Source organism: Pantoea alhagi, assembly GCF_002101395.1.
GTDB lineage: Bacteria > Pseudomonadota > Gammaproteobacteria > Enterobacterales > Enterobacteriaceae > Mixta > Mixta alhagi.
Genome location: NZ_CP019706.1, coordinates 1,369,179 through 1,391,086 on the forward strand (window position 1 = coordinate 1,369,179; position 21,908 = coordinate 1,391,086).

The following is a 21,908-nucleotide window of genomic DNA, read 5'->3' on the forward strand; positions in this document are numbered from 1 at the left end:
TGCGCGTCAGATAGACAAAGCACTTTCGCTACAGATTAAATACCGCGAAATCGCGCGCCAGCTCGGTGGCCGGGAATATCGCCTGGCACTCCGCCAACAGCCGTGGCATATCCTCAAAACGATAGCGTGAGCTAAAGTGAGTGGCGATAAAGCGCTTTGCGCCTGCGTCTCTGGCCACGGTTGCTGCCTGCACAGTAGTGGAGTGTCCCCGCCCATTGGCTTTTTCTTCCATCGCCGCCTCAAGCGTGGCTTCGTGCACCATCACGTCCACTTCAGCCGCCAGCGCCAGCGCGGTTTCCACCGGCGCGGTATCGCCGAAAATCGCCAGCTTTCTTCCCGGCGTGGCGGGGCCCAGGTAATCACGTCCGTTAATTACCCGCCCGTCTTCAAGCGTGACGATCTCGCCCTGTTTCAGTTGCTGAAACCAGGGGCCGCGCGGCACATTGTCCACCTTAAGCCGCTGGGCGTCGAGAAAGCCCGGTTTATCATGCTCTTCAATACGATAGCCAAAACAGGGCAGGACATGATTTAACGGATAAGCGGTGACTCTGAATTTGCCATTATCAAATACCTCTCCCGCCTCAACCTCTACGATCTCAAGCGGATAGGTAACAAAGGATCCGCTCAGGCTAAGCGTCGTCTCGACAAAGGTTTTCAGGCCCGCCGGACCGTACAGCGTCAGCGGCTCGCTGATGCCGCCCATGGAGCGGCTGGTCAGCAGCCCGGGCAGACCGAAAATATGGTCGCCATGCAGGTGGGTAATAAAAATTTTATCCAGCTTGCCTGGCTTAAGCGCGCTGCGCATAAACTGATGCTGCGTCGCTTCGCCGCAGTCAAACAGCCAGTAGTCGCCCCGACGCGATAAGGTCAGGGCGATAGCGGTAACGTTACGCTGCAGGCTTGGCGTTCCGGCACCGGTGCCAAGAAAAGTCAGTTGCATAGGATTAACCTTGTTGATGTTGAATGGCTTCCCAGCTCAGCCCGAAGCGGGCCAGGTATTTACGTAGCCGATCGGCATCGTTCGGCTGCTTCTTTTGCTGGCGCGAAACAGCAAACAGCTTACGTCCCGCTTCTGACAGGCTGGCGGATTGCTGGCAGATCGTCAACACCGTTTCCAGCCGATCGTTATTCTGTGCATCCTTTATGCTTATTTATAAATCTTTATTCGCAAGCCTGCTGTTAACCAGAAATGTAGCCCTGTTTAAGGCCGCCAGCACATCGCTTCCGTACGCCTGAAACAGCAGCCAGAAGGAAACGCACAATGAAACCGCAATATCAGGTGTTATCAGCGCCCAACAGCGCGCCGGTAAAAATGTGGACCAATGGCGTACCGGTAGAACCGGAAGCGCGTAATCAGCTGCTGAATACAGCAAAAATGCCTTTCATCTTCAAACATCTGGCAGTGATGCCCGATGTCCATTTAGGCAAAGGTTCCACTATCGGCAGCGTTATTCCGACGCGTGGTGCCATTATCCCGGCGGCGGTCGGCGTTGACATCGGCTGCGGCATGATCGCGGTGCGTACTTCGCTGGCCGCTGGCGACCTGCCCGAAAATCTCTACGGCATCCGCAGCGCCATTGAGCGCACGGTTCCACATGGCCGCACCAGCAACCGCTCCAGCAACGATAAAGGCGCCTGGAAACGCGCACCGGATATTGTGGATCAACACTGGGCCACTTTGCAGAAGGGATTCAGGCGCATTACCGATAAGTATCCGGCGCTGCTGAAAACCAATAATTACGCCCATCTAGGCACGCTCGGCACCGGCAACCATTTTATTGAACTCTGCCTGGACGAAGCGGACCGCGTGTGGGTCATGCTGCACAGCGGCTCACGTGGCGTGGGCAATGCCATCGGCACCCTGTTTATTCAACTGGCGCAGCAGGATATGCGTCAGCATATCGCTAACCTGCCGGATCGCGATCTCGCCTGGTTTGCTGAAGGCAACCCGCATTTTGACGACTATATCGAAGCGGTCGGCTGGGCACAGGACTATGCGCGTCATAACCGCGAAATAATGATGCAGCAGGTGCTGGCGGCGCTGTCGCGGGAAATCACCAAACCCTTCAGCGCCACGGCGGAAGCGGTTAACTGCCACCATAACTATGTGCAGCGCGAAAAGCATTTTGGCGAACAGGTACTGGTAACCCGTAAAGGCGCAGTATCGGCCCAACGCGGCGAGATGGGGATTATTCCCGGCTCGATGGGCGCGAAAAGCTTTATCGTGCGCGGGCTGGGCAATGAAGAGAGCTTTTGCTCATGCAGCCATGGCGCTGGGCGCTCCATGAGCCGCACCGCCGCTAAAAAACGCTTTACCGTTGCCGACCAGCAGCGCGCCACAGCCCATGTGGAGTGCCGTAAAGATAGCGATGTGATCGATGAAATTCCAATGGCCTACAAGGATATCGATGCGGTGATGGCGGCGCAGTCTTCGCTGGTGGAAATCGTGCATACCCTGCGTCAGGTGGTCTGTGTTAAGGGATAAAAAAACACGGCTATCAGCACGGTCCGAGGATAACGTCGGCTAAAAGCGCTTCGTTGCACAAAAAGACGGCTCCTGTTGCAATCATAGGCGCAAACTTTGCGGGAAATCACCGAGTAACGGTACACTGACGCCAGTTTTCTTTTCTTACTTTGGAGTTCGCTCAATGACCCGACATTATGATTATCTCGCTATTGGCGGCGGCAGCGGCGGGATTGCATCCATTAACCGTGCGGCAATGTATGGGCAGAAATGCGCCCTGATCGAAGCCAAAGAGCTGGGTGGCACCTGCGTCAACGTGGGCTGCGTACCGAAAAAAGTGATGTGGCATGCGGCTCAGATTGCTGAAGCGATCCATAACTACGGCCCTGATTACGGTTTCGATACCACCGTCAATAACTTTAGCTGGCAGACGGTGGTAAAAAACCGTACGGCCTATATCGATCGCATCCATACCTCATACGAAACGGTGCTGGGCAAAAACAACGTAGACGTGATTAAAGGTTTCGCCCGTTTTGTTGATGCGCATACGGTAGAAGTGAATGGCGAGAAAATCACCGCCGACCATATCCTGATTGCCACCGGCGGACGTCCGGTTCAGCCGACAATCCCGGGCGCGGAATATGGCATTAACTCTGACGGCTTTTTTGAGCTGGACGAGATGCCGAAGCGCACCGCTGTCGTGGGCGCGGGCTATATCGCGGTTGAGATCGCGGGCGTACTGAATGCGCTGGGCTCAGAAACCCACCTGTTCGTGCGTAAAGATGCGCCGCTGCGTCAATTCGATCCGCTACTTAGCGAAACGCTGGTTGAAGTGATGAACGCCGAAGGTCCCACGCTGCACACCCAGTCGGTGCCAAAAGCAGTCGTGAAAAACAGCGACGGCAGCCTGACACTGCAGCTGGAAAACGGCAACGAACAAACCGTTGATTGCCTGATTTGGGCCATTGGCCGCGAACCGGCGACCGATAATCTGAACCTGGCCGTGACCGGCGTTGCGCTGAATGAAAAAGGCTATATCCAGGTGGATAAATTCCAGAACACCAGCGTTTCCGGCATTTATGCCGTTGGCGATAACACCGGCGCGGTTGAGCTGACCCCGGTTGCGGTGGCTGCAGGCCGTCGCCTTTCCGAGCGTCTGTTTAACAACAAGCCTGATGAGCATCTGGATTACAGCAATATTCCAACCGTGGTATTCAGCCATCCGCCGATCGGCACCGTTGGCCTGAGCGAGCCGCAGGCACGCGAGCAGTATGGAGACGAGGCGGTAAAAGTCTATAAGTCATCCTTTACCGCGATGTACACCGCCGTTACACAGCATCGCCAGCCGTGCCGTATGAAGCTGGTTTGCGTCGGCCCGGAAGAAAAAATCGTGGGTATTCACGGTATTGGTTTCGGCATGGATGAAATGCTGCAGGGCTTCGCGGTAGCGTTGAAAATGGGCGCCACCAAGAAAGACTTTGATAACACCGTGGCGATTCACCCCACCGCATCGGAAGAATTTGTCACCATGCGCTAAGCGCTATCAATAAATCATGCTGTTAAAACAGTTTATTAAAGGCCAGATACCTTAGGGTATCAGGCCTTTTTGCATTTAGTACCTATAATTATTGAAATATCTGACTATTAATCAGCAGAAACATAAGTTCCGCTGTTAACTAATTTGTTGCATATGTTAATATTAGGCAACTTAGTTATGTGTATATCTAGTTAATAAATAAACATAAACTAAACAAAGAAAAAAAACAGAACCATTTTTTTAACATTATGTGAGATATTCAGGGCTATGTTGTTCAATAAAGAAACATCCCGCCGTAAGTTTTTGCTCGGCGCTCTTGTCGCTTTGCCATTAAGCGATATGATTTTCAAAGGACTTACCGCAGCACAGGCCGCTGAAATGGCCGCCCCCGAGTTAATGGACTATAAACCCATCTTTTTTAACGCTGAAGAGTGGCAGTTTATTCTGGCCGCAACCGATCGTTTAATTCCGGCCGGCGGTAAAGGCAACGCCCCCGGCGCGCTGGAAACCAACGTGCCGGTGTTTATCGACCAGCAGCTTCATGGCGATATGGGCGAAGAAATTTATATGCAAGGGCCGTTTAACGCCCATGCGCCTGCCACCATGGGCTATCAAATCCCTTACCGTCCGCAGCAGCTCTATAAGATTGCTATTCCCCTGATCGATAAATGGAGCAAGACAACCTATCAGAAACCTTTTCATCAGCTATCACAGCAGGAAAAAGATGAAGTGCTAACCCATCTGCAAAAAGATGGCATCGACTTCGCTGCTCTGGGTGAAGAGAGCATGAAGCCTTCACACTTTTTCAGCCAGCTGATTTCCGATACCAAGCATGGCTACCTCTCCGATCCGATGTATGGCGGCAACAAAGGTATGAAAGCCTGGATCGCCATCGGCTTTCCCGGCGCTCGCGCCAGCTTCCTGGAGTGGGTTAAGCAGCACAACGTGCCTTATCCGTTAGGGCCAGTGAGTATCAAAGGTGAACGCGCCTGATCGGCGTGACTGATTTGTTTTTTTGCAAGTTTTACAGGGTTAATAATGGCACAGCTAAATAAAAAAGAAGTCGACGTCGTTGTGGTCGGCCTGGGTTGGGCTGGCTCTTTAATGAGTATTGAGCTGGCAATGGCGGGATTAACGGTACGGGCGCTGGAAAAAGGGCCGGAACGCGACTACCCCGAGTTCGCCTATCCGAAACCGGCAGATGAATACGCTTACGCGGTACGTAACAAGGTTATGACCACGCCAGCGGAATCGGCGGTCACCGTACGCTACAACATGGATCAGACCGCGCTGCCCACCCGCAAATGGGGCGCTTTTGTTCCGGGCGGCGGCGTGGGCGGTTCAGGTCTGCACTGGACCGGCGTGCTGATTCGGCCGACGCCAACCGACTTAAAGCTCAAAACCTACGCTGACGAAGCGTATAAGCCAGGCATCTTGCAGGAAGAGATGCGCATAATGGACTTCCCGTTCACCTGGGATGAAATTGAGCCTTATTTCGACAAATTTGAGCGCATCTGCGGCCAGTCCGGCAACACCGGCAACCTGCGCGGCAAAATTCTTGAGGGCGGCGACCCGTTTGAAGGGCCGCGTTCTCATCCTTATCCGCTGCCAGCGCTGGAAGATACGCTGAACAACGTGATGTTCGCGGAAGCGGCGAAAAAACTGGGATATCATCCGTTCCCGAACCCATCTGCGGCGGTTTCACGCGCCTGGACCAACCCATACGGCAACCAGATCGCCCCGTGTAACTACTGCGGCTATTGCAGTAAGTATCCTTGCCTGAACTACTCAAAAGCGTCACCGCAAACCGCCGTGATGGATGCGCTGAAGCGTATGGATAACTTCTCCTATGAAGTGAACGCCAACGTGTTAAAAGTGGTGCTGCACGATGATAAGAAAACGGCGAAAGGCGTTATCTACATTGATGAGCAGGGCAACGAATGCTTCCAGCCAGCAAAAATCGTGGTGCTAAGCAGCTTCCAGCTTTACAACGTGCATCTGATGCTGCTCTCCGGCATCGGCAAGCCTTATAACCCGATTACCGAAGAGGGTGTGGTTGGACGTAACTACGCCTTCCTGAGCAACGGCGGCGCCACGCTGTTTTTCAAAGATAAAAACTTCAATCCGTTTGCGACCTCCGGCCCTACCGGCCAGATGTTTAACGATATCTCACCGGGCAATTTCGATGGTCCGGGGCTGGGCTTTATCGGCGGCGCGAAGATCCACAGCTCGCAGGCGACCGGAACGCCGATCGGCACCGCATTGCCAAAAGGCACGCCGTCATGGGGCATGGGCTGGAAAGAGGGTCTGGAAGAGTGGTATGGCCACTCTATGAAGATCAGCATTACCACCACCTGCATGTCTTACCGTGATATCTATCTGGATCTCGATCCGAACTACACCAATGAGCATGGCCAGCCGCTGCTGCGCATGACGTTCAACTGGAAACAGAATGAGCTGAAATTGCAGCAATACCTGAAAGGTATCGTGGGCAATATTGCTAAAGAGCTCAACCCGGACAGCATGAGCATGAGCTTTCTGCCGATGGATGCGCAATTTGATCTGACCAAATATGTTTCTACCCACAACGTGGGCGGCGCGGTAATGGGCGATAACCCGAAAACCTCGGCGCTTAACCGCTACCTGCAAAGTTGGGATGTGCATAACGTGTTCGTACCGGGCGGCAATGCTTTCCCGCAAAACTTCCAGGCGAACCCCACCGATACTATCGGCGCGATCACCCTGATGGCGGCACAGGCGATCAAAGAGCAGTATCTGAAAAACCCCGGCCCACTGGTACAGGTATAAACGCATGAAGCTGTTTACTCTGAAAAATTTCATTTTTGGCAACCTACTGGCGCTGGCTGCGGGTTTCTCTGCTGGCGTACAGGCCGATGATTCCACTCAGCTAATTAAGCAGGGCGAATATCTTTCCCGTCTCGGCGACTGCATGGCTTGCCACTCGCTGCCGGGCAAACCCGCTTATTCCGGCGGCCTGGCGATTGAGTCGAATCTGGGCACCATCTATTCAACCAATATTACGCCTGATAAAAAGTACGGTATCGGCAACTATAGCGAACAGCAGTTTTCTGATGCCGTGCGCAAAGGGATCCTGCCAGATGGCTCACGCCTCTACCCGGCGATGCCTTATCCCGACTATGCCAAAATCAGCGACACGGATATGCATGCGCTTTACGTCTACTTTATGCAGGGCGTGCAGCCAGTTGCCGATGCCGCGCCGGAAACGAAACTGAGTTTTCCGTTTAACCAGCGTTGGGGCATGCGTTTCTGGAACTGGGCCTTTACCTCTGATAAGCCGTTCCAGCCGATTGGCGGCGCTTCTGCGGAGATCAACCGAGGCGCTTATATCGTCGAGAGCCTGGGCCACTGCGGCAGTTGCCATACGCCGCGTCGCATCACCATGAATGAAAAATCGCTCGACAGCAGCGAAGACACCTTCCTGGCGGGCGGCGAGCTGAACGGCTGGTCAGTGCCTGCGTTACGCGGCATGCCGCACTGGAGCGAGCAGGAGATCGTCGATTATCTGCAAACCGGGCGCAATGATAAAGCGGCGGTAGGCGGTGAGATGACGTCGGTGGTGGAGCATAGTTCTTCGCACATGAGCGATGCCGATCTGAAAGCGATTGCCGCTTATCTGAAGTTCCTTGGCGGCAACCCTGGTCTGCATGCCGCCGATCCGCAGGCAGTGGAAAAAACTGCTGCGAAGCTGACTGCGGCGAAGAATCTGACGGAAGGCGAGCGTCTGTATATCGATAACTGCAACGCCTGCCACTTCGTTAATGGCAAGGGCGCGCCGGGCGTCTTCCCGGAGCTGGATCAGGCCTCGATTGTTAACGCCGAAAGCCCGGTGGGATTAATTCACACCATTCTTGCCGGTGCGCAGCAGCCCTCCACGGCCAAAGCGCCCTCTACGCTGGCGATGCCGGGCTTTGCTGCCCGTCTGAGCGATGAGGAAGTGGCAAAGCTGGCAACCTTTATCCGTCAGGGCTGGAGCAACCATGCCCCGGCAGTGACCAGCGATCAGGTGAAGGACGTACGCAAAAACCTGAAGCACGGTGAGTAACCGTTAAGCCGCCTAAAGGCCGGATTTCCGGCCTTTTTTATACCTTCGATCCCGAATTATCGTCCGCCAACGCCTTAGCGGCGCACACCAGCGACAGATGACTCAGCCCCTGCGGCATATTGCCCAGCCAGCTTTTAGTGTTCGTATCGAACATCTCATTGAAAATCTCAATATTGCCGCGTTGACACAATTGCTCAAGGATCTCATCCATAGTGCGCCGCGCCTCTTCCCGTTGGCCCAGCTCCGCCAGCGCCTCTACCAGCCAGAAGGCGCAGGCGACGAAAGTGGCTTCCTCTTTTTCCACATCCGAATAGCGGTAAAGCATCACGCCGCCGTGGCCCAGCTCCTCACGTATCTGCGTCAGGGTCGATAACATTCGCTGCGGATTGACTTTGCTGCCGTAATAATGGGTAAGCGCAACTGCCGCATCCAGCCGCTCGCTTCCGGCATAAAAGGTGTAGGCCTGACGCTTTTCCGACCAGCAGTGCGTTTCGATCCAGTCGCGAATGCGGTCCCGTTCACGTTCCCAGCGCCGCAGCCAGGTCGGCTCAATATGATCATCCCGCGCCAGCTCTACCGCCTGATCGAGCGCCAGCCAACAGGCCATTTTGGAATGCGTATAGTGCTGCTCTTCCGGCAGCTCCCAGATACCGGAATCCTTTTGCCGCCAGCCGTCGGCGCAGTGATTCGCCAGTTTGCCCAGCAGGCGTGAGGTAGAGAGATCCAGCACGTGCCCCGCCTGGATAAACAGCCGCGCAGTCGCCAGCATATCGCCATACATACTCAGCTGAACCTGATCGCGCGCGTTATTGCCCACCCGCACCGGCTGCGTTCCCTGATAGCCCTCCAGCGGCGGAATGCGTTCTTCCGGCACCTGCCCGCCTTCCAGCGTATAGCAGGCGCGCAGGCCGCCGTCATGTCGCCGTATGGTGGCCGATAACCAGGAAAAGGCCGCTTTACAATCTTCCAGCGAGCCAAGATAGACAAACGCCTTAATGATCAGACAGGCATCGCGGATCCAGGCGTAGCGATAATCGTAATTTTTATCGTTGCCGAGCTTTTCCGGCAGCGAAGTGGTAGCCGCCGCCGCCAGCGCGCCGGTTGGCGAATACCAGAGAAACTTTAGCGCCAGCGCCGAACGACGCACATGATTATCGTAAGGGCCGTCCCAGCTTAGCCCGTCCGCCCAGTCGCGCCAGGCGGTATGACTGGTCTCAATCCGTTCGTCGATTTTCTCCGGTGCCGGGATCGCCAGCGGTTCGCGTTCGGTGGTGACTAACGCCACCAGCGTGCGTGAATCAGGCGAGGCGGTAAAGGTGGCAGTAAAGCGCTCATCATCGCATTCATCAATCTGTACATCATCCGTCAGGCGCAGCATCGCCATCAGTTCGCCAACGTGATAAACCGGATGACCGTTGATGCGCTTTTGCCAGGGCGAACAGGTCTCCGCGCGCGTGCCGGGCTGAAAAATTATCTGCATCTCAACGTTTCCGCTAATGCCTTCCACGCGACGCGCCAGCTCATTCCACGGCAGCCTTCCCGCCAGCGTACTGTTCAGTGATTCCGTTATCAGCACTTCGCCCGTTTCCGTCTGGTAGCGCGTCTCCAGCACATTGCTGTTTTCACGATAGCTGCGCTGCATTTGCCATTCTCCCTTCGGTGCCACCTGGAAATAGCCGCCCGTCCCGGCGTCCAGAATGCGATCGAACAGCGGCGGCGAATCCATATTCGGCGCGCACCACCAGTCGATCGCTCCGTCAGGCGCAATCAACGCAACGGAACGTCCTTCGCCAATCGCGGCGTAGTCGCCCAGCCCGGCATAGCCTTTTTGCCTGGCGGGAGAATGATAGGTCATGTTTTTCACAGGCGATGTTTTCCTTTTCTGGATAGCGATACAGGCTCGTATAAACGGTTTTAACATCGCTACGGCACCTGTTCCGCGCTACGCTGGAAGGGTCTTTAAAGCGTAGTACACCAGTGATCGTTGTCACATCCTGCTCAAACGCATTGTTCCGTCTAACTCTTACCAGGTAGCATAGGGCGACAGCAAGAAGGATTTATGTTCTCTCATCAATGGAGTATTCAGCATGAAAGCAGCCGTTGTAACTAAAGATCATCGCGTAGCCGTAGTAGAGAAAACGCTGCGCGCGCTGGAACATGGCGAAGCTCGTCTGAAAATGGAATGCTGTGGCGTTTGCCATACCGATTTGCATGTAAAGAATGGAGATTTCGGCGATACCACTGGCATCACGCTGGGCCATGAAGGGATCGGGATAGTGGAAGAGGTCGGGCCAGGCGTAACCTCGCTCAAACCCGGCGACCGCGCCAGCGTTGCCTGGTTTTATCAGGGCTGCGGTCACTGTGAATACTGCAACAGCGGTAATGAGACGCTCTGCCGCGAGGTTAAAAATGCAGGCTATAGCGTCGATGGCGGCATGGCGGAAGAGTGCATTGTGGTAGCCGATTACGCGGTTAAGGTGCCTGACGGGCTCGATCCTGCCGCGGCCAGCAGCGTGACCTGTGCAGGCGTCACCACCTATAAAGCGGTGAAAATTTCCGGCATACGTCCGGGCAAATGGATTGCTATTTACGGCCTGGGCGGCCTGGGTAATCTGGCGCTGCAGTACGCGAAAAATGTCTTCAACGCCAAAGTGATCGCTATAGATATTAATGACGATCAGCTCGCCTTTGCCAGTGAAATGGGCGCGGATATGGTGATTAACTCACGTAATGAAGATGCGGCGAAAGTGATTCAGGAACGCGTGGGCGGCGCACATGCAGCAGTGGTGACCGCCGTGGCGAAATCCGCCTTTAACTCAGCGGTAGATGCCATGCGTGCCGGTGGCCGTATTGTGGCCGTTGGCCTGCCGCCGGAATCGATGAGTCTGAATATACCGCGTCTGGTGCTGGATGGTATTGAGGTAGTTGGCTCGCTGGTGGGCACTCGCGAAGATCTGGCCGAGGCCTTTCAGTTTGCTGCCGAAGGCAAGGTGGTGCCGAAAGTGCAGCGCCGCTCTATTGAGGAAATCAACGAGATCCTGCATGAGATGGAGGAAGGTAAAATCCGTGGCCGCATGGTAATCGATTTTACTCACTCATAACCCGCTGGTCCGGCGCGCCTGTTGCGCCGGGCCCGTTAAATCATTTCCGTTACCAGCGGTCGACGACGATGCCGGTAACGCTGCCGTTGCGACTGTAGCCAGCTTACATAAGCTTGATCCCAGATAGCCGCTGGCGTTCCCGCTTTTCCCAGACCAAAGCCGTGGCCGCCCTGGCTGATCTGAACCCACTCAACCGGCACGCCAACGCGACGACAGGCATCACGCATAATGGTTGAATTTTGCGGCGGCGAGACCCGATCATCTTCTGCCTGCGCAAGAAACGTAGGCGGATAAGCCGCAGTGACATAATTCTCAATGGACCACTCAGCCTCTTCCTGCGGCGTGGCGTGTTTGCCGGTCAGAATGCGATGGGTAGTGGTGTGGTTATAGGGCGCCTCCAGCGTAATTACCGGATAAATTAATCCCACGCTATCAACTACCGCCGCGCTGGCATCCAGTTCATCCTGCGGGCTATAGCTGGCGAATCCGGACCGGGCAGCCGCCATTCCCAGCAGGTGCGCACCGGCGGAAAAACCCAGCGCATGCACGCGCCCTTCCATCGCCCGAACCAGACGAATCGCCCGTTGCGCATCCTGTAACGCCGCCAGCGGGCCTGCATGCCATTTTTCTCCAGGCAGACGATAGCTCAGCACATAGGTGGTATAGCCAAAGCCGTTCAGCCAGTGAGCCACGGGCCAGGCTTCGCGTCCCATGCCGATCCAGTTATAGCCGCCGCCAGCAGCGATCAGCACCGCTTCACCGTTGGGCTTTTCAGGCTGAAAACGCTGTATTGATGGCGAGACGATATTAGACCAGGAACCGGACTTATTGATATGCAGCGCGCCCGTAGGCCCGCCGCCGCCCGGCGGCACATCAGGCCACAGCGGAATCACATTCTGTCTGGCAAATAAATTACCGGTCTTGATTGAAAACAGACTGGCACCGGCTCCCAGAAGAAAACGCCGACGACTTATCATGCTTTAATTCCGTTAATTTCCAATGTCAAACCCACAGACGACAAGGCAACGGGCAACCCGATCCGTTATAAAAACAGAGCGTAAATAAACGTCGGGATGTGCCCTTAAAGACCGACGCCGAACAACGTCGCGAACCGGAGTTTAGCGCAAAAAATGTGATCGCCGTCAGCCTTATTTAACCTTAGCCGGTGGTTTTTTACTCTCGCCGCGTCTGTTCATCCTGCTGTTTCTGCTCTTTCGTTTTGCGTCGCGCCTGCTGCCAGGCCTGGCGACGATTAAGCAGCGGCGTGACCGTAATACCATGGATCACTACGCTGGCGGCAACCAGCGTTAACGCCATATCGACCATCGCGTCGGCCTGCGGGCCAGACATGCCATGCACCCAGGCGTAAGCGATATAGTTAATACTGCCGATGCCGCGAATGCCCAGCCAGCCAATCAATATGCGCCGTCCAAAAGGTATACCGGTGCCGATAGTGGCGATCCATACCGCCAGCGGGCGGATAACCAAAAACAGAATAGCCGCCAGCAGCAGGCCGGTACTATTCCAGTGCAGCGCCAGCGTAACGCCCAGCACCACCACCATCAGCGCCGCCAGCAAGCGTTCGACCGTATCACCAAACGATAACGCATCGCCCACAACCAGCCCTACCGTATGCGCTGGCGTATAATCCTGCTCCTGTACATGGCGCTGGTTGGGGTTCACCAGCAGTTCGGCGGGCGGAATGCGTTCGTTTTCGGGCTGCTCCTTCGGCGGGAAAGTTCGCACGACGTGGATCTCGGCGCGGCGTAACCCCACGCCCGCTGCAAAGGCCGCCAGAAAGCCGGAGGCTTCAACATACTGCGCCGCCGCATAGGTAATGGCGATCAGCGCCAGCGTCAGAAAATCGTTCGGCGCGGTATCGCTGTTCACGGTTCGCAGCCGGGTCGCCACAATGCCAACGATGCGACCAAAGCTGTAGCCAATCAGCGTGCCCATCCCAATCGCCCACAGCACATCTTTGGCCAGCCAGTGACCAAAGAAACCGGCTGAAAGCGGCTCGGTATTATGAAACAGCAGCAGCGCCAGCATCAGCAGCGGCAGCGCCGAGCCGTCGTTTAATCCCGCCTCGCTGGAGAGCGCGACACGCAACTCATCCTCATCACCCGCGTGGTTAACGGAGATCAGGCTGGCCAGCACCGGATCCGTTGGCGCGACAATAGCCGCGAACGCCAGCGACAGCGGCCAGGAGAAGCCGGTAATCAGGTGAATGACCACCATCATTCCCAGTACCGTCAATAGCATGGCGGGAAACGCCAGAAGCAATCCATCACGCCAGTTGGCGAGCCGCTGCGGCAGACGCAGCTTCAAACCGGTAATAAACAGCGAGGCGGCCATGGTGATTTCAGTGATATGCGCGGTTAGCTCAGGATGGCTTAACAGATCGAGCGAGACAAAATTGAGTACCCAGGGACCAAACAGAATGCCGATCAGCAGAAACAGGCCGAAAGAGGTCACCGGGCCACGGTGGATCCAGCCCGATGCCAGAGACATAATTAAGAGCAACCCGCCGCTGGTGGCGGTCCAGGCAAGGAAATCCATATTACTCCTGTGATAGTGACTAATTGAATAGATTAAGCCTGGCATATATCGCTGGTTGACGCGGGGAAATGCTTTACGGTTAGTAACAACAAGTTCGGATGCGTTGGTGCGTTATTTCATACGCAGAGGCGAACAAGAAAAAGCCATGCCGGGCGGCATGGCTTCGGTACAGCGATCAACAGCGGCGGTAAAGGCGCGGCTAATCAGTGGTCTTTCTTATCCTGACGCGTAATGTAATCGAGCCAGCCCATAAGAAAAGCTGAAAAAACAAAGGTCAGATGAATAATGACGTACCACATGAGCTTATCGTTAGCGACATGTCGCGCCTCCATAAACACCCGCAGCAGGTGGATGGAAGAGATGGCCACGATGGATGCCGCCACTTTGTTTTTCAGCGAACCGGAATCCATTTTCCCCAGCCAGCTCAGTTTCTCTTTATGCTCATCAATATCGAGCTTAGACACAAAGTTTTCATAGCCGGAAAGCATTACCATCACCAGTAATCCGCCGACCAGCGTCATATCCACCAGCGACAGCAGCAGCAGAACCAGATCGTTCTCTGCAATATCCAGAATATTGGGCAGCAGATGGATAATTTCCTGAAAAAACTTAATTGTCAGCGCCAGCAGCCCCAGCGATAAACCAATATAAACGGGTGCCAGCAGCCAGCGCGATGCGTACATCAGGTTTTCGGTGAAACGTTCCATACAGTCCAGTCAATTGATTAACAAGATGCTCAGTATATACCCGGCATCCTTCACGTTGCATATAACGTTGGCTTTGTTTGCCTGCTTCAGTCACTGACTCGTGTAAGTTCCCGAAGGGATTTGTAAGGATATCCAGGGCCTTATGACGTTATTAGCGCTTCCTGCTCACTTTCCGGCAGCGGGGGCGGAGTGGTCTGCGGCAGGTTGATCAAAAAACTCACGCCACCCTGCGCTCGTGGCCGGGCGCTGATTTCTCCCTGATGCATCTCAATAATCGCTTTACAGATGGCCAGACCCAGCCCAACTCCCGGTACGGCGGACTCCTTATCGCCACGAGAGAATTTATCGAAAATCTTCTCCTCCAGCCCGGCGGGAATGCCTGGCCCGCTGTCCCATACCTCAATCTCCAGCCGTCCGCTCTGCTCGGCAGCGCGAATACCACGCGGCGTTTGCGGCCCGGCATATTTCACGCTGTTTTCCAGCAGATTGATAAATACCCGCTCCAGTAGCGTACTGTCGCCATGCAGCCATACCAGCCGATCCGGCAGCGCCAGCTGCACGTTATCGTGCGGCAACAGGCTTGAGAGCTGGGTCAGGGCACTGCCGACGATCTCTTCCAGCGACAGCCACTCCTGTTGCAGATTCAGCCCGCCCGACTGAATGCGCGCCATATCCAGCATATTGCTGACCAGCCGGATAGTGCTGAGGGTCTGTTCACGGATCTGACTGGCCTGCGGCGCAAATCTGGAATTTTCTTCGGCAAGATCAAGCATCAGCATCTCCGCCTGGCCAAACAGCACGGTAAGCGGCGTGCGCAGATCGTGCGACAGCGCCGACAGCAGCGCGTTTCTCAGCTGTTCCCGCTCGGCCGCCAGCCGCGAAGCCGCTTCGCTGCGCGCCAGCGCGACACGCTCCAGCGCATTCGCCAGCAGCACGCAGTAGGTTTCCAGTAGCCGCTGCTGTTCCGGGATCATTAGCTGACGCAGATTCTCCGGCTCAATCACCAGTAGCCCCCAGCTTTTTTCGTGCGTTTTCAGCGCCAGCATTTGCCAGGGCATGGCCGGCAGCGTGTCGGTTCCTGCGCCAGCAGGCTGCCCTTTGCTGAAGCTCCAGCGGGCAATCGCCCCGTCAGGCGGCAGCGTCAGGCTGCTGTCGCCAACAATCTTCAACTCGCCGTTCTCATCCGGCAACAGCAGCGCGCTGCGCGCCTGCAGGGTAGCCAGCAGACTACGCTGCCCCGCTGCGGCGATATCCTCGTAGCGCAACGCGCTACTGAGCGAGCGGGCCATTTCATACAGATAACGCGCCCGCTGTTCACGATAGCGTGCCACGCGCGCCTGGTAGCGCACCCCAGCCGTCAGGTTGCCAACAAGCACCCCCACCGCCAGCATCACCGCAAAAGTGACCAGATACTGTAAATCAGAAACCGCCACCGTGCCGGTAGGCGCAACAAAAAAGAGATCGAAGGCGAGAATATTCATCACCGTCGCCGCCACCGACGGCCAGCGCCCATAGCGCAAGGCGATAATCACCACGCCCAGCAGATAGATCATCACGCCGTTGGCGGTATCAAAGCCGGTCAGCCAGTATTGTCCGACCAGGGTGATCAGCGCGCACAGCAGCAGCGCCGCCAGCGTACCGCGCAGTTGGGTGGCCCACTTTTCACTAAACGTGCGTGTATCGTTGCGTGCCTCAGGCGCGTCGCGCGTCGCCTCTTCCAGCGCCACCACCACCAGATCCAGCTCCGGTCCTGACTGCCCCAAACGGTCGGCAAAGCTATCGCGCCGCCAGCGCCGCGTGGGCCGTCGGCCAATAACGATTTTACCAAGATTGTGCGCCCGTGCGTAACGCAGCACTGCCTGCGCCTCGTCGCTTTCCGCCAGCGTGGCGGTTTCTGCACCCAGCTCCTGCGCCAGCCGCAGCGTACGAAGAATGGCCCGCCGCCGCGCTTCAGGAAGCCGGTAAAGCCGGGGGGTTTCAACATAGACCGCATGCCAGACGCTGCCCAGACGCGACGCCAGCCGGGCAGCGGTACGCACCAGCTTTTCGCTACCGGTATGATCGCCGATGCAGAGCAGAATGGCGTCACGGGTGTGCCACACCTTTTCCCGTCCCTGCACATCACGCCAGGCACGCATCTGATCGTCAACCCGATCGGCAGTGCGCCGCAGCGCCAGTTCGCGCAGGGCAAATAAATTTCCTTTGCGGAAGAAGTTCTCAATCGCCCGCTCCGCCCGATCGCCAACGTAAACCTTGCCTTCTTTCAGGCGCTGACGCAGATCGTCCGGCGGCAGATCTACCAGCACCACTTCATCCGCCTTATCAAAAAAGGGATCGGGCACCGTCTCGCGGACCTGGATGCCGGTGATACCGCCGACCACATCGTTCAGGCTTTCCAGATGCTGAACGTTTACCGTGGTCATGACATCAATGCCCGCCTCCAGCAGTTCATCAATGTCCTGCCAGCGTTTCGGATGGCGCGAGCCTGCCACGTTGCTGTGCGCCAGCTCATCCATCAGAATCACCGCCGGACGCCGCGCCAGCGCCGCATCCAGATCGAACTCCTCATAGCGCGAGCGCCCGGTTGTCCGACGCGGCAGCAACGCCAGCCCCTCCAGCAAACGTGCGGTTTCCTCACGTCCGTGGGTTTCCACAATCCCGACCAGCACATCCAGCCCCTGAGCACGCAGCCGTCGCGCCTCCTGCAGCATGGCAAAGGTTTTACCAACGCCTGCGCAGGCGCCAAAGTAAATTTTGAGCTTGCCGCGATGGCTGCCGTGTAACAACAGCGCGTCAGGATCGGGGCGGACTAACTCATCGTTCATCAGAGTCCCTGAAAAGATAAAAAGAGAAGATTAATTACCGCCTGCCTGTGCCGCATCGGTAAAGAAAGCCAGGATCGGCTAGCGTGCGGGAGCCAGCGCATCCAGAGCCATATTGAGTTTCACCACATTTACCCCGGGTTCGCCAGAGAATTTCAGCAACGGGCGCTCGGTATTGTCATCAATCAGCTGCTGCACGGCGCTGAGCGGCAGCTGACGTACTGTCGCCACGCGCGTCGCCTGCCATCTGGCCGCTGCTGGCGAAATATGCGGATCCAGCCCGCTGGCGGAAGCGGTGACTAAATCAACAGGCACTGACCGGCTGGCCTGGGGATTTGCGGCGCGCAGCATCGCCACCCGTTCACGAACCGCCTGATCCAGCGCCGGATTATTCGCCGCCAGGTTACTGCCCGACGAAGCCGCGCCGTTATAGGGCGTTTCCGCCGTGGCCGATGGCCGTCCCCAAAAATAGTCGGGGCGGGTAAAGGCCTGGCCAATCAGCGCCGAGCCGCGCACGCGCTCTTCTGCCGACAGCAGCGAGCCGTTGGCCTGCACCGGAAACAGCCGCTGCGCCAGCTGTGTGACGATCAGCGGGTAAATGCCGCCGGTTACCAGCGCCAGCAGAACGAACAGCGTCAGAGCGGGACGTAAAATAGACATATTTTCTCCTCAGGCCCAGCCCGGCAGGGTGAGCGCCATATCAATCAGCTTAATTCCGGCGAAAGGCACCAGCAGGCCGCCCACGCCATACAGCCACAGGTTGCGACGCAATAGCGCCGCCGCGCTCAGTGGTCGATAGCTAACGCCCTTCAGCGCCAGCGGGATCAGAAACACAATCACCAGCGCATTAAAAATCACCGCCGACAGAATGGCGGAGTTGGGTGAGTGAAGATGCATCACATTAAGCTGGTTGAGCTGCGGATACGTTGCGGCGAAAGCAGCCGGAATGATGGCGAAATATTTCGCTACGTCATTGGCAATACTAAACGTGGTCAGCGAACCGCGCGTCATCAGCATCTGCTTGCCGATATGCACTACCTCCAGCAGCTTGGTAGGGTTAGAGTCGAGATCGACCATATTGCCTGCTTCTTTTGCCGCCTGAGTGCCTGAGTTCATCGCCACCGCCACGTCCGCCTGTGCCAGCGCTGGCGCATCATTGGTGCCGTCGCCGGTCATCGCTACCAGACGCCCTTCCGCCTGATACTGACGAATCAGCGCCAGCTTGGCTTCCGGCGTCGCTTCCGACAGGAAATCGTCCACGCCCGCTTCTGCGGCAATCGCCGCCGCCGTCAGCGGGTTATCCCCGGTGATCATCACGGTTTTAATGCCCATTTTGCGCAGTTCGGCAAAGCGCTCGCGGATGCCGCCTTTAACGATATCCTTCAGCGCCACCACGCCCATGACCCGCTCGTTGTCCGCGACCACCAGCGGCGTGCCGCCGGTACGTGCGACCTCTTCAACCAGCGCCTCGACCTGCGACGGGAAGAGACCATGATTGGCAGCGATATGTTTGCGCACCGCATCCACTGCGCCCTTGCGAATGCTACGTCCCTGCACGTTAACGCCGCTCATGCGCGTTTGCGCCGAGAACGGAATAAAGGTGGCGTCCATGCTTTGCAGATCGCGCTCGCGCAGATTAAATTTCTGCTTCGCCAGCACCACAATGCTACGCCCTTCCGGCGTTTCATCTGCCAGCGAAGCCAGCTGTGCTGCATCCGCCAGTTGCTGTTCGCTGACGCCGGGTGCCGGCATAAAATGCGTCGCCTGACGGTTGCCCAGCGTAATGGTGCCGGTTTTATCCAGCAGCAGCACATCCACATCGCCCGCTGCCTCTACCGCGCGCCCGCTGGTGGCGATCACGTTAGCGCCCAGCATGCGGCTCATCCCCGCCACGCCAATCGCAGAGAGCAGGCCGCCGATGGTGGTCGGGATCAGACAGACCAGCAGCGCCACCAATACCGTGACGCTGACCGCATGGCCGCCCCACGCGGAGAACGGCCACAGCGTGGCGGTCGCCAGCAGAAAGACGATGGTCAGCGAGATCAGCAGGATGCTTAAGGCGATTTCGTTGGGCGTTTTACGCCGTTTCGCCCCTTCCACCATCGCAATCATGCGATCAAGAAAGGTTTCGCCCGGGTTAACGCTGCACTGGATCACCAGCCAGTCAGAAAGAATGCGCGTGCCGCCGGTGACCGAAGCGAAATCGCCACCCGACTCGCGGATCACTGGCGCTGATTCGCCGGTGATCGCGCTTTCATCCACTGAGGCGCCGCCTTCTACCACTTCGCCGTCGCACGGCAGGATATCGCCCGCCTCAACCAGCACCCAGTCACCCTTGCGCAGGGTTTCTGCCGCGACCTGCCGCCAGGGTTCATCGTGGCGTGGCGCACTGAGCTTTTTGGCAAAGCTGGTTTTTTTTACGCCCTTAAGGCTGCTGGCCTGCGCCTTACTACGCCCTTCCGCCAGCGCTTCGGCAAAGTTAGCGAACAGCACGGTAAACCACAGCCACAGCGCAATCGCGCCGGTAAAGCCCACCTCACCGGCCAGCAGCCTTGCCGCCATCGCCGCCGCCAGCAGCGTGGTCAGCAGGCTTCCAAGATAAACCAGAAACATCACCGGATTACGAAACTGCACGCGCGGATGCAGTTTTTTGCACGCGTCGACGATAGCGACGCGTATTAGCGCCGCATCAAACAGCGCCTGTTGTTGACGACTCATCAGCTTCTCCACCCGTTAACGCAAAACAGGATGTAAATGTTCTGCCACCGGCCCTAACGCCAGCGCAGGAATAAAGGTCAGCGCCCCAACCAGCAGCACGGTGCCCGTCAGCAGGCAGACAAACAGCGGGCCGTGGGTTGGCAGCGTGCCGCTGCTGACCGGCTGGATCTTTTTCGCCGCCAGCGAACCGGCAATCGCCATCACCGGAAGGATGATGCCGAAGCGACCTACCAGCATGCAGAACGCCAGCAGCAGGTTCCAGAACGGGGTGTTGGCACTGAGGCCGGCAAAGGCGCTGCCGTTGTTGTTGGCCGCCGACGAGACGGCGTACAGCACTTCGCTAAAGCCATGGGTGCCGGGGTTCGCCATGCCTGCGCGTCCGGCTTCACTCATCATCGCCAGCGCGGTGCCGAGCAGCACCAGCGTTGGCGTGACCAGAATTGCCAGCGCGGTCAGCTTCATTTCACGAACGTCGATCTTTTTACCGAGATACTCCGGGGTGCGGCCTATCATCAGGCCAGCGATAAACACCGCCAACACCACGAACAACAGCATGCCGTACAGCCCTGCGCCGACGCCGCCGAACACCACTTCGCCCAGCTGCATCAGCCACATCGGGATCATGCCGCCCAGCGCGGTAAAGGAGTCATGCATGGCGTTTACTGCGCCGCATGAGGCGGCGGTGGTGATCACTGCAAACAGGCTGGAATTAAGAATACCGAAGCGCGTCTCTTTGCCTTCCATATTGATGGCACTGTCTGCGCCCAGCGTCAGAAAGTGCGGATTGCCGCGCAGCTCAGCCCACATCACCACCGCAACCGCGGCGATAAACATCAGGGTCATGCTCCAGAGCAGCGCATGACCCTGTCGGCGATCGCCTGCCACCTCGCCAAAGGCGAAGCAGAGCGCGGCCGGGATCAGAAAGATCGCCAGCATTTCAATCAGGTTGCTGATAGCGGTGGGGTTTTCAAACGGATGAGCCGAATTAACGTTAAAGAAGCCGCCGCCGTTGGTGCCGAGCATTTTAATCGCTTCCTGTGAGGCGACCGGCCCAAGCGCCAGCGTCTGTTTTGCGCCTTCCAGGGTTTGTAAGTCCACGCTGGCGTTCCAGGTTTGCACCACGCCCTGGCTTACCAGCAGCAGCGCGATAATCAGGCTCAACGGCAGCAGCATAAACAGCGTAATGCGTGTCAAATCGCGCCAGGCGTTGCCCAGCGTCGTCAGGGATTTACTGGCGAAACCCCGTATCAGAGCAAACGCCACGGCAATACCGGTAGCCGCTGACAGGAAGTTTTGTACCGTCAGGCCAACCATCTGGCTAAGGTTGCTCATAGTGGTTTCACCACCATAGGATTGCCAGTTGGTATTGGTGACAAAACTCACGGCAGTGTTCAACGCCAGGTGCCAGCTCAGATTGGGCAACTGCTGCGGATTAAGCGGCAGCGCCTGCTGGGTCATCAGAATAACCAACAGAAATACCAGCCCTGCGGCGTTAAACAGCAATATCGCCAGCAGATAATGCAGCCAGCCCATGCTTTTTTTATCGATACCGCAAAGCCACCATACTCTGTTTTCCAGCGCTGGCAGCACCGGCCTGTCGCGCACCATACCCGCTATCACCTTGCCCAGCGGATTAGCCAGCAGCATCAAAATTGCCAGATAGCTGGCTAACAATAAAAATGCGGAAGCTATCATTAAAACGCCTCCGCATTCACCAGGGCATAAACCAGATACCCCAGCAGTAAAAACAGCAGCACAATACCGGCTACAATTCCTGTACTCACAGCCACCTCCACGGCGCATTTCAGTTAGCCGCAAGGATAAAAAAGTGCGTATAAAATTGGCGTTAAATTACCGGGCCGGGGTGTAAAAAAGTATAAAAACGGAGGGGGAGTAGTTATAAAACCATCAATCCC

Annotated in this window: 16 protein-coding genes and 1 pseudogene; 6 read left to right on the forward strand and 11 right to left on the reverse strand. The window is 56.7% G+C overall.

The genetic code is table 11. From position 1 onward, the window contains the following. Positions 1-28 precede the first annotated feature (28 nt). Together rnz and B1H58_RS20575 are read right to left on the reverse strand one after the other, a co-directional pair. The gene (rnz, locus tag B1H58_RS06445; protein ID WP_085068767.1) at positions 29-940 is read right to left on the reverse strand and encodes a ribonuclease Z; all 912 of its coding nucleotides are present in this window, start codon (positions 938-940) and stop codon (positions 29-31) included. A gap of 4 nt (positions 941-944) precedes the next feature. Further along, positions 945-1,121, reverse strand: a pseudogene (locus B1H58_RS20575) (sigma 54-dependent transcriptional regulator); the annotation flags it as partial. Positions 1,122-1,261: 140 nt separating this feature from the next. Here B1H58_RS20575 and B1H58_RS06450 point away from each other — a divergent pair. The 5 genes from B1H58_RS06450 to B1H58_RS06470 all read left to right on the forward strand — a co-directional run bounded on the left by B1H58_RS06450 (position 1,262) and on the right by B1H58_RS06470 (position 8,085). Further along, positions 1,262-2,485 carry an RtcB family protein gene (locus B1H58_RS06450; RefSeq protein WP_085068769.1) on the forward strand — a complete coding sequence of 408 codons (1,224 nt, stop codon included), beginning with the start codon at positions 1,262-1,264 and terminating at the stop codon, positions 2,483-2,485. A gap of 163 nt (positions 2,486-2,648) precedes the next feature. After that, positions 2,649-4,001, forward strand: coding sequence for a glutathione-disulfide reductase (gorA, locus tag B1H58_RS06455; RefSeq protein WP_085068771.1), 1,353 nt, complete (start codon positions 2,649-2,651; stop codon positions 3,999-4,001). A gap of 267 nt (positions 4,002-4,268) precedes the next feature. Further along, a complete protein-coding gene (locus B1H58_RS06460) occupies positions 4,269-4,994 on the forward strand; it encodes a gluconate 2-dehydrogenase subunit 3 family protein (RefSeq protein ID WP_085068773.1) in 726 nt (241 codons plus the stop codon). A 45-nt stretch (positions 4,995-5,039) separates the two neighbouring features. Next, on the forward strand, positions 5,040-6,809 hold the full coding sequence (locus tag B1H58_RS06465; protein WP_085068775.1) for a GMC family oxidoreductase: 1,770 nt from the start codon (positions 5,040-5,042) through the stop codon (positions 6,807-6,809). A gap of 4 nt (positions 6,810-6,813) precedes the next feature. Next, entirely contained in the window at positions 6,814-8,085 is a 1,272-nt protein-coding gene (locus B1H58_RS06470; RefSeq protein WP_085068777.1) for a c-type cytochrome, read from the forward strand. A 37-nt stretch (positions 8,086-8,122) separates the two neighbouring features. Here B1H58_RS06470 and B1H58_RS06475 read toward each other — a convergent pair whose 3' ends face one another. Beyond that, complete coding sequence (locus tag B1H58_RS06475) at positions 8,123-9,949, reverse strand: glycoside hydrolase family 15 protein (protein ID WP_085068779.1); 1,827 nt, start codon at positions 9,947-9,949, stop codon at positions 8,123-8,125. A gap of 223 nt (positions 9,950-10,172) precedes the next feature. Between B1H58_RS06475 and adhP the strand changes: the two genes are divergently transcribed. Continuing rightward, complete coding sequence (gene adhP / locus B1H58_RS06480; protein WP_085068781.1) at positions 10,173-11,186, forward strand: alcohol dehydrogenase AdhP; 1,014 nt, start codon at positions 10,173-10,175, stop codon at positions 11,184-11,186. A gap of 35 nt (positions 11,187-11,221) precedes the next feature. On the opposite strand, the gene B1H58_RS06485 is transcribed toward adhP, so the two are convergent. The 8 genes from B1H58_RS06485 to kdpF all read right to left on the reverse strand — a co-directional run bounded on the left by B1H58_RS06485 (position 11,222) and on the right by kdpF (position 21,776). Then, positions 11,222-12,163: an alpha/beta hydrolase gene (locus tag B1H58_RS06485; RefSeq protein WP_085068783.1), complete on the reverse strand. Its 942-nt coding sequence runs from the start codon at positions 12,161-12,163 to the stop codon at positions 11,222-11,224. 196 nt (positions 12,164-12,359) lie between these two features. Beyond that, on the reverse strand, positions 12,360-13,745 hold the full coding sequence (locus tag B1H58_RS06490) for a cation:proton antiporter (RefSeq protein ID WP_085068785.1): 1,386 nt from the start codon (positions 13,743-13,745) through the stop codon (positions 12,360-12,362). A gap of 203 nt (positions 13,746-13,948) precedes the next feature. Beyond that, positions 13,949-14,452: a TIGR00645 family protein gene (locus tag B1H58_RS06495; RefSeq protein ID WP_085068787.1), complete on the reverse strand. Its 504-nt coding sequence runs from the start codon at positions 14,450-14,452 to the stop codon at positions 13,949-13,951. Positions 14,453-14,592: 140 nt separating this feature from the next. Next, positions 14,593-17,277 carry a two-component system sensor histidine kinase KdpD gene (kdpD, locus tag B1H58_RS06500; RefSeq protein ID WP_085068789.1) on the reverse strand — a complete coding sequence of 895 codons (2,685 nt, stop codon included), beginning with the start codon at positions 17,275-17,277 and terminating at the stop codon, positions 14,593-14,595. A 78-nt stretch (positions 17,278-17,355) separates the two neighbouring features. Further along, positions 17,356-17,934, reverse strand: coding sequence for a potassium-transporting ATPase subunit KdpC (gene kdpC / locus B1H58_RS06505; RefSeq protein WP_085068791.1), 579 nt, complete (start codon positions 17,932-17,934; stop codon positions 17,356-17,358). A gap of 9 nt (positions 17,935-17,943) precedes the next feature. After that, positions 17,944-19,992, reverse strand: a complete 2,049-nt coding sequence (gene kdpB / locus B1H58_RS06510) for a potassium-transporting ATPase subunit KdpB (RefSeq protein ID WP_085068793.1) — start codon at positions 19,990-19,992, stop codon at positions 17,944-17,946. 15 nt (positions 19,993-20,007) lie between these two features. After that, on the reverse strand, positions 20,008-21,687 hold the full coding sequence (gene kdpA / locus B1H58_RS06515) for a potassium-transporting ATPase subunit KdpA (protein ID WP_085068795.1): 1,680 nt from the start codon (positions 21,685-21,687) through the stop codon (positions 20,008-20,010). Further along, the gene (gene kdpF / locus B1H58_RS06520) at positions 21,687-21,776 is read right to left on the reverse strand and encodes a K(+)-transporting ATPase subunit F (protein ID WP_085068798.1); all 90 of its coding nucleotides are present in this window, start codon (positions 21,774-21,776) and stop codon (positions 21,687-21,689) included. The genes kdpA and kdpF overlap by 1 nt, the downstream gene beginning before the upstream one ends. Between the last annotated feature and the right edge of the window lie 132 nt (positions 21,777-21,908).

Excerpts from the sequence above, each read along its gene's own strand:
- B1H58_RS06450 (WP_085068769.1), top strand. The coding sequence starts at position 1,262 with ATGAAACCGCAATATCAGGTGTTATCAGCGCCCAACAGCGCGCCGGTA.
- rnz (WP_085068767.1), bottom strand. The coding sequence starts at position 940 with ATGCAACTGACTTTTCTTGGCACCGGTGCCGGAACGCCAAGCCTGCAG.
- B1H58_RS06495 (WP_085068787.1), bottom strand. The coding sequence starts at position 14,452 with ATGGAACGTTTCACCGAAAACCTGATGTACGCATCGCGCTGGCTGCTG.
- kdpA (WP_085068795.1), bottom strand. The coding sequence starts at position 21,687 with ATGATAGCTTCCGCATTTTTATTGTTAGCCAGCTATCTGGCAATTTTG.
- gorA (WP_085068771.1), top strand. The coding sequence starts at position 2,649 with ATGACCCGACATTATGATTATCTCGCTATTGGCGGCGGCAGCGGCGGG.
- B1H58_RS06485 (WP_085068783.1), bottom strand. The coding sequence starts at position 12,163 with ATGATAAGTCGTCGGCGTTTTCTTCTGGGAGCCGGTGCCAGTCTGTTT.
- B1H58_RS06460 (WP_085068773.1), top strand. The coding sequence starts at position 4,269 with ATGTTGTTCAATAAAGAAACATCCCGCCGTAAGTTTTTGCTCGGCGCT.
- kdpC (WP_085068791.1), bottom strand. The coding sequence starts at position 17,934 with ATGTCTATTTTACGTCCCGCTCTGACGCTGTTCGTTCTGCTGGCGCTG.
- B1H58_RS06470 (WP_085068777.1), top strand. The coding sequence starts at position 6,814 with ATGAAGCTGTTTACTCTGAAAAATTTCATTTTTGGCAACCTACTGGCG.
- B1H58_RS06465 (WP_085068775.1), top strand. The coding sequence starts at position 5,040 with ATGGCACAGCTAAATAAAAAAGAAGTCGACGTCGTTGTGGTCGGCCTG.
- kdpD (WP_085068789.1), bottom strand. The coding sequence starts at position 17,277 with ATGAACGATGAGTTAGTCCGCCCCGATCCTGACGCGCTGTTGTTACAC.
- kdpB (WP_085068793.1), bottom strand. The coding sequence starts at position 19,992 with ATGAGTCGTCAACAACAGGCGCTGTTTGATGCGGCGCTAATACGCGTC.
- B1H58_RS06490 (WP_085068785.1), bottom strand. The coding sequence starts at position 13,745 with ATGGATTTCCTTGCCTGGACCGCCACCAGCGGCGGGTTGCTCTTAATT.
- adhP (WP_085068781.1), top strand. The coding sequence starts at position 10,173 with ATGAAAGCAGCCGTTGTAACTAAAGATCATCGCGTAGCCGTAGTAGAG.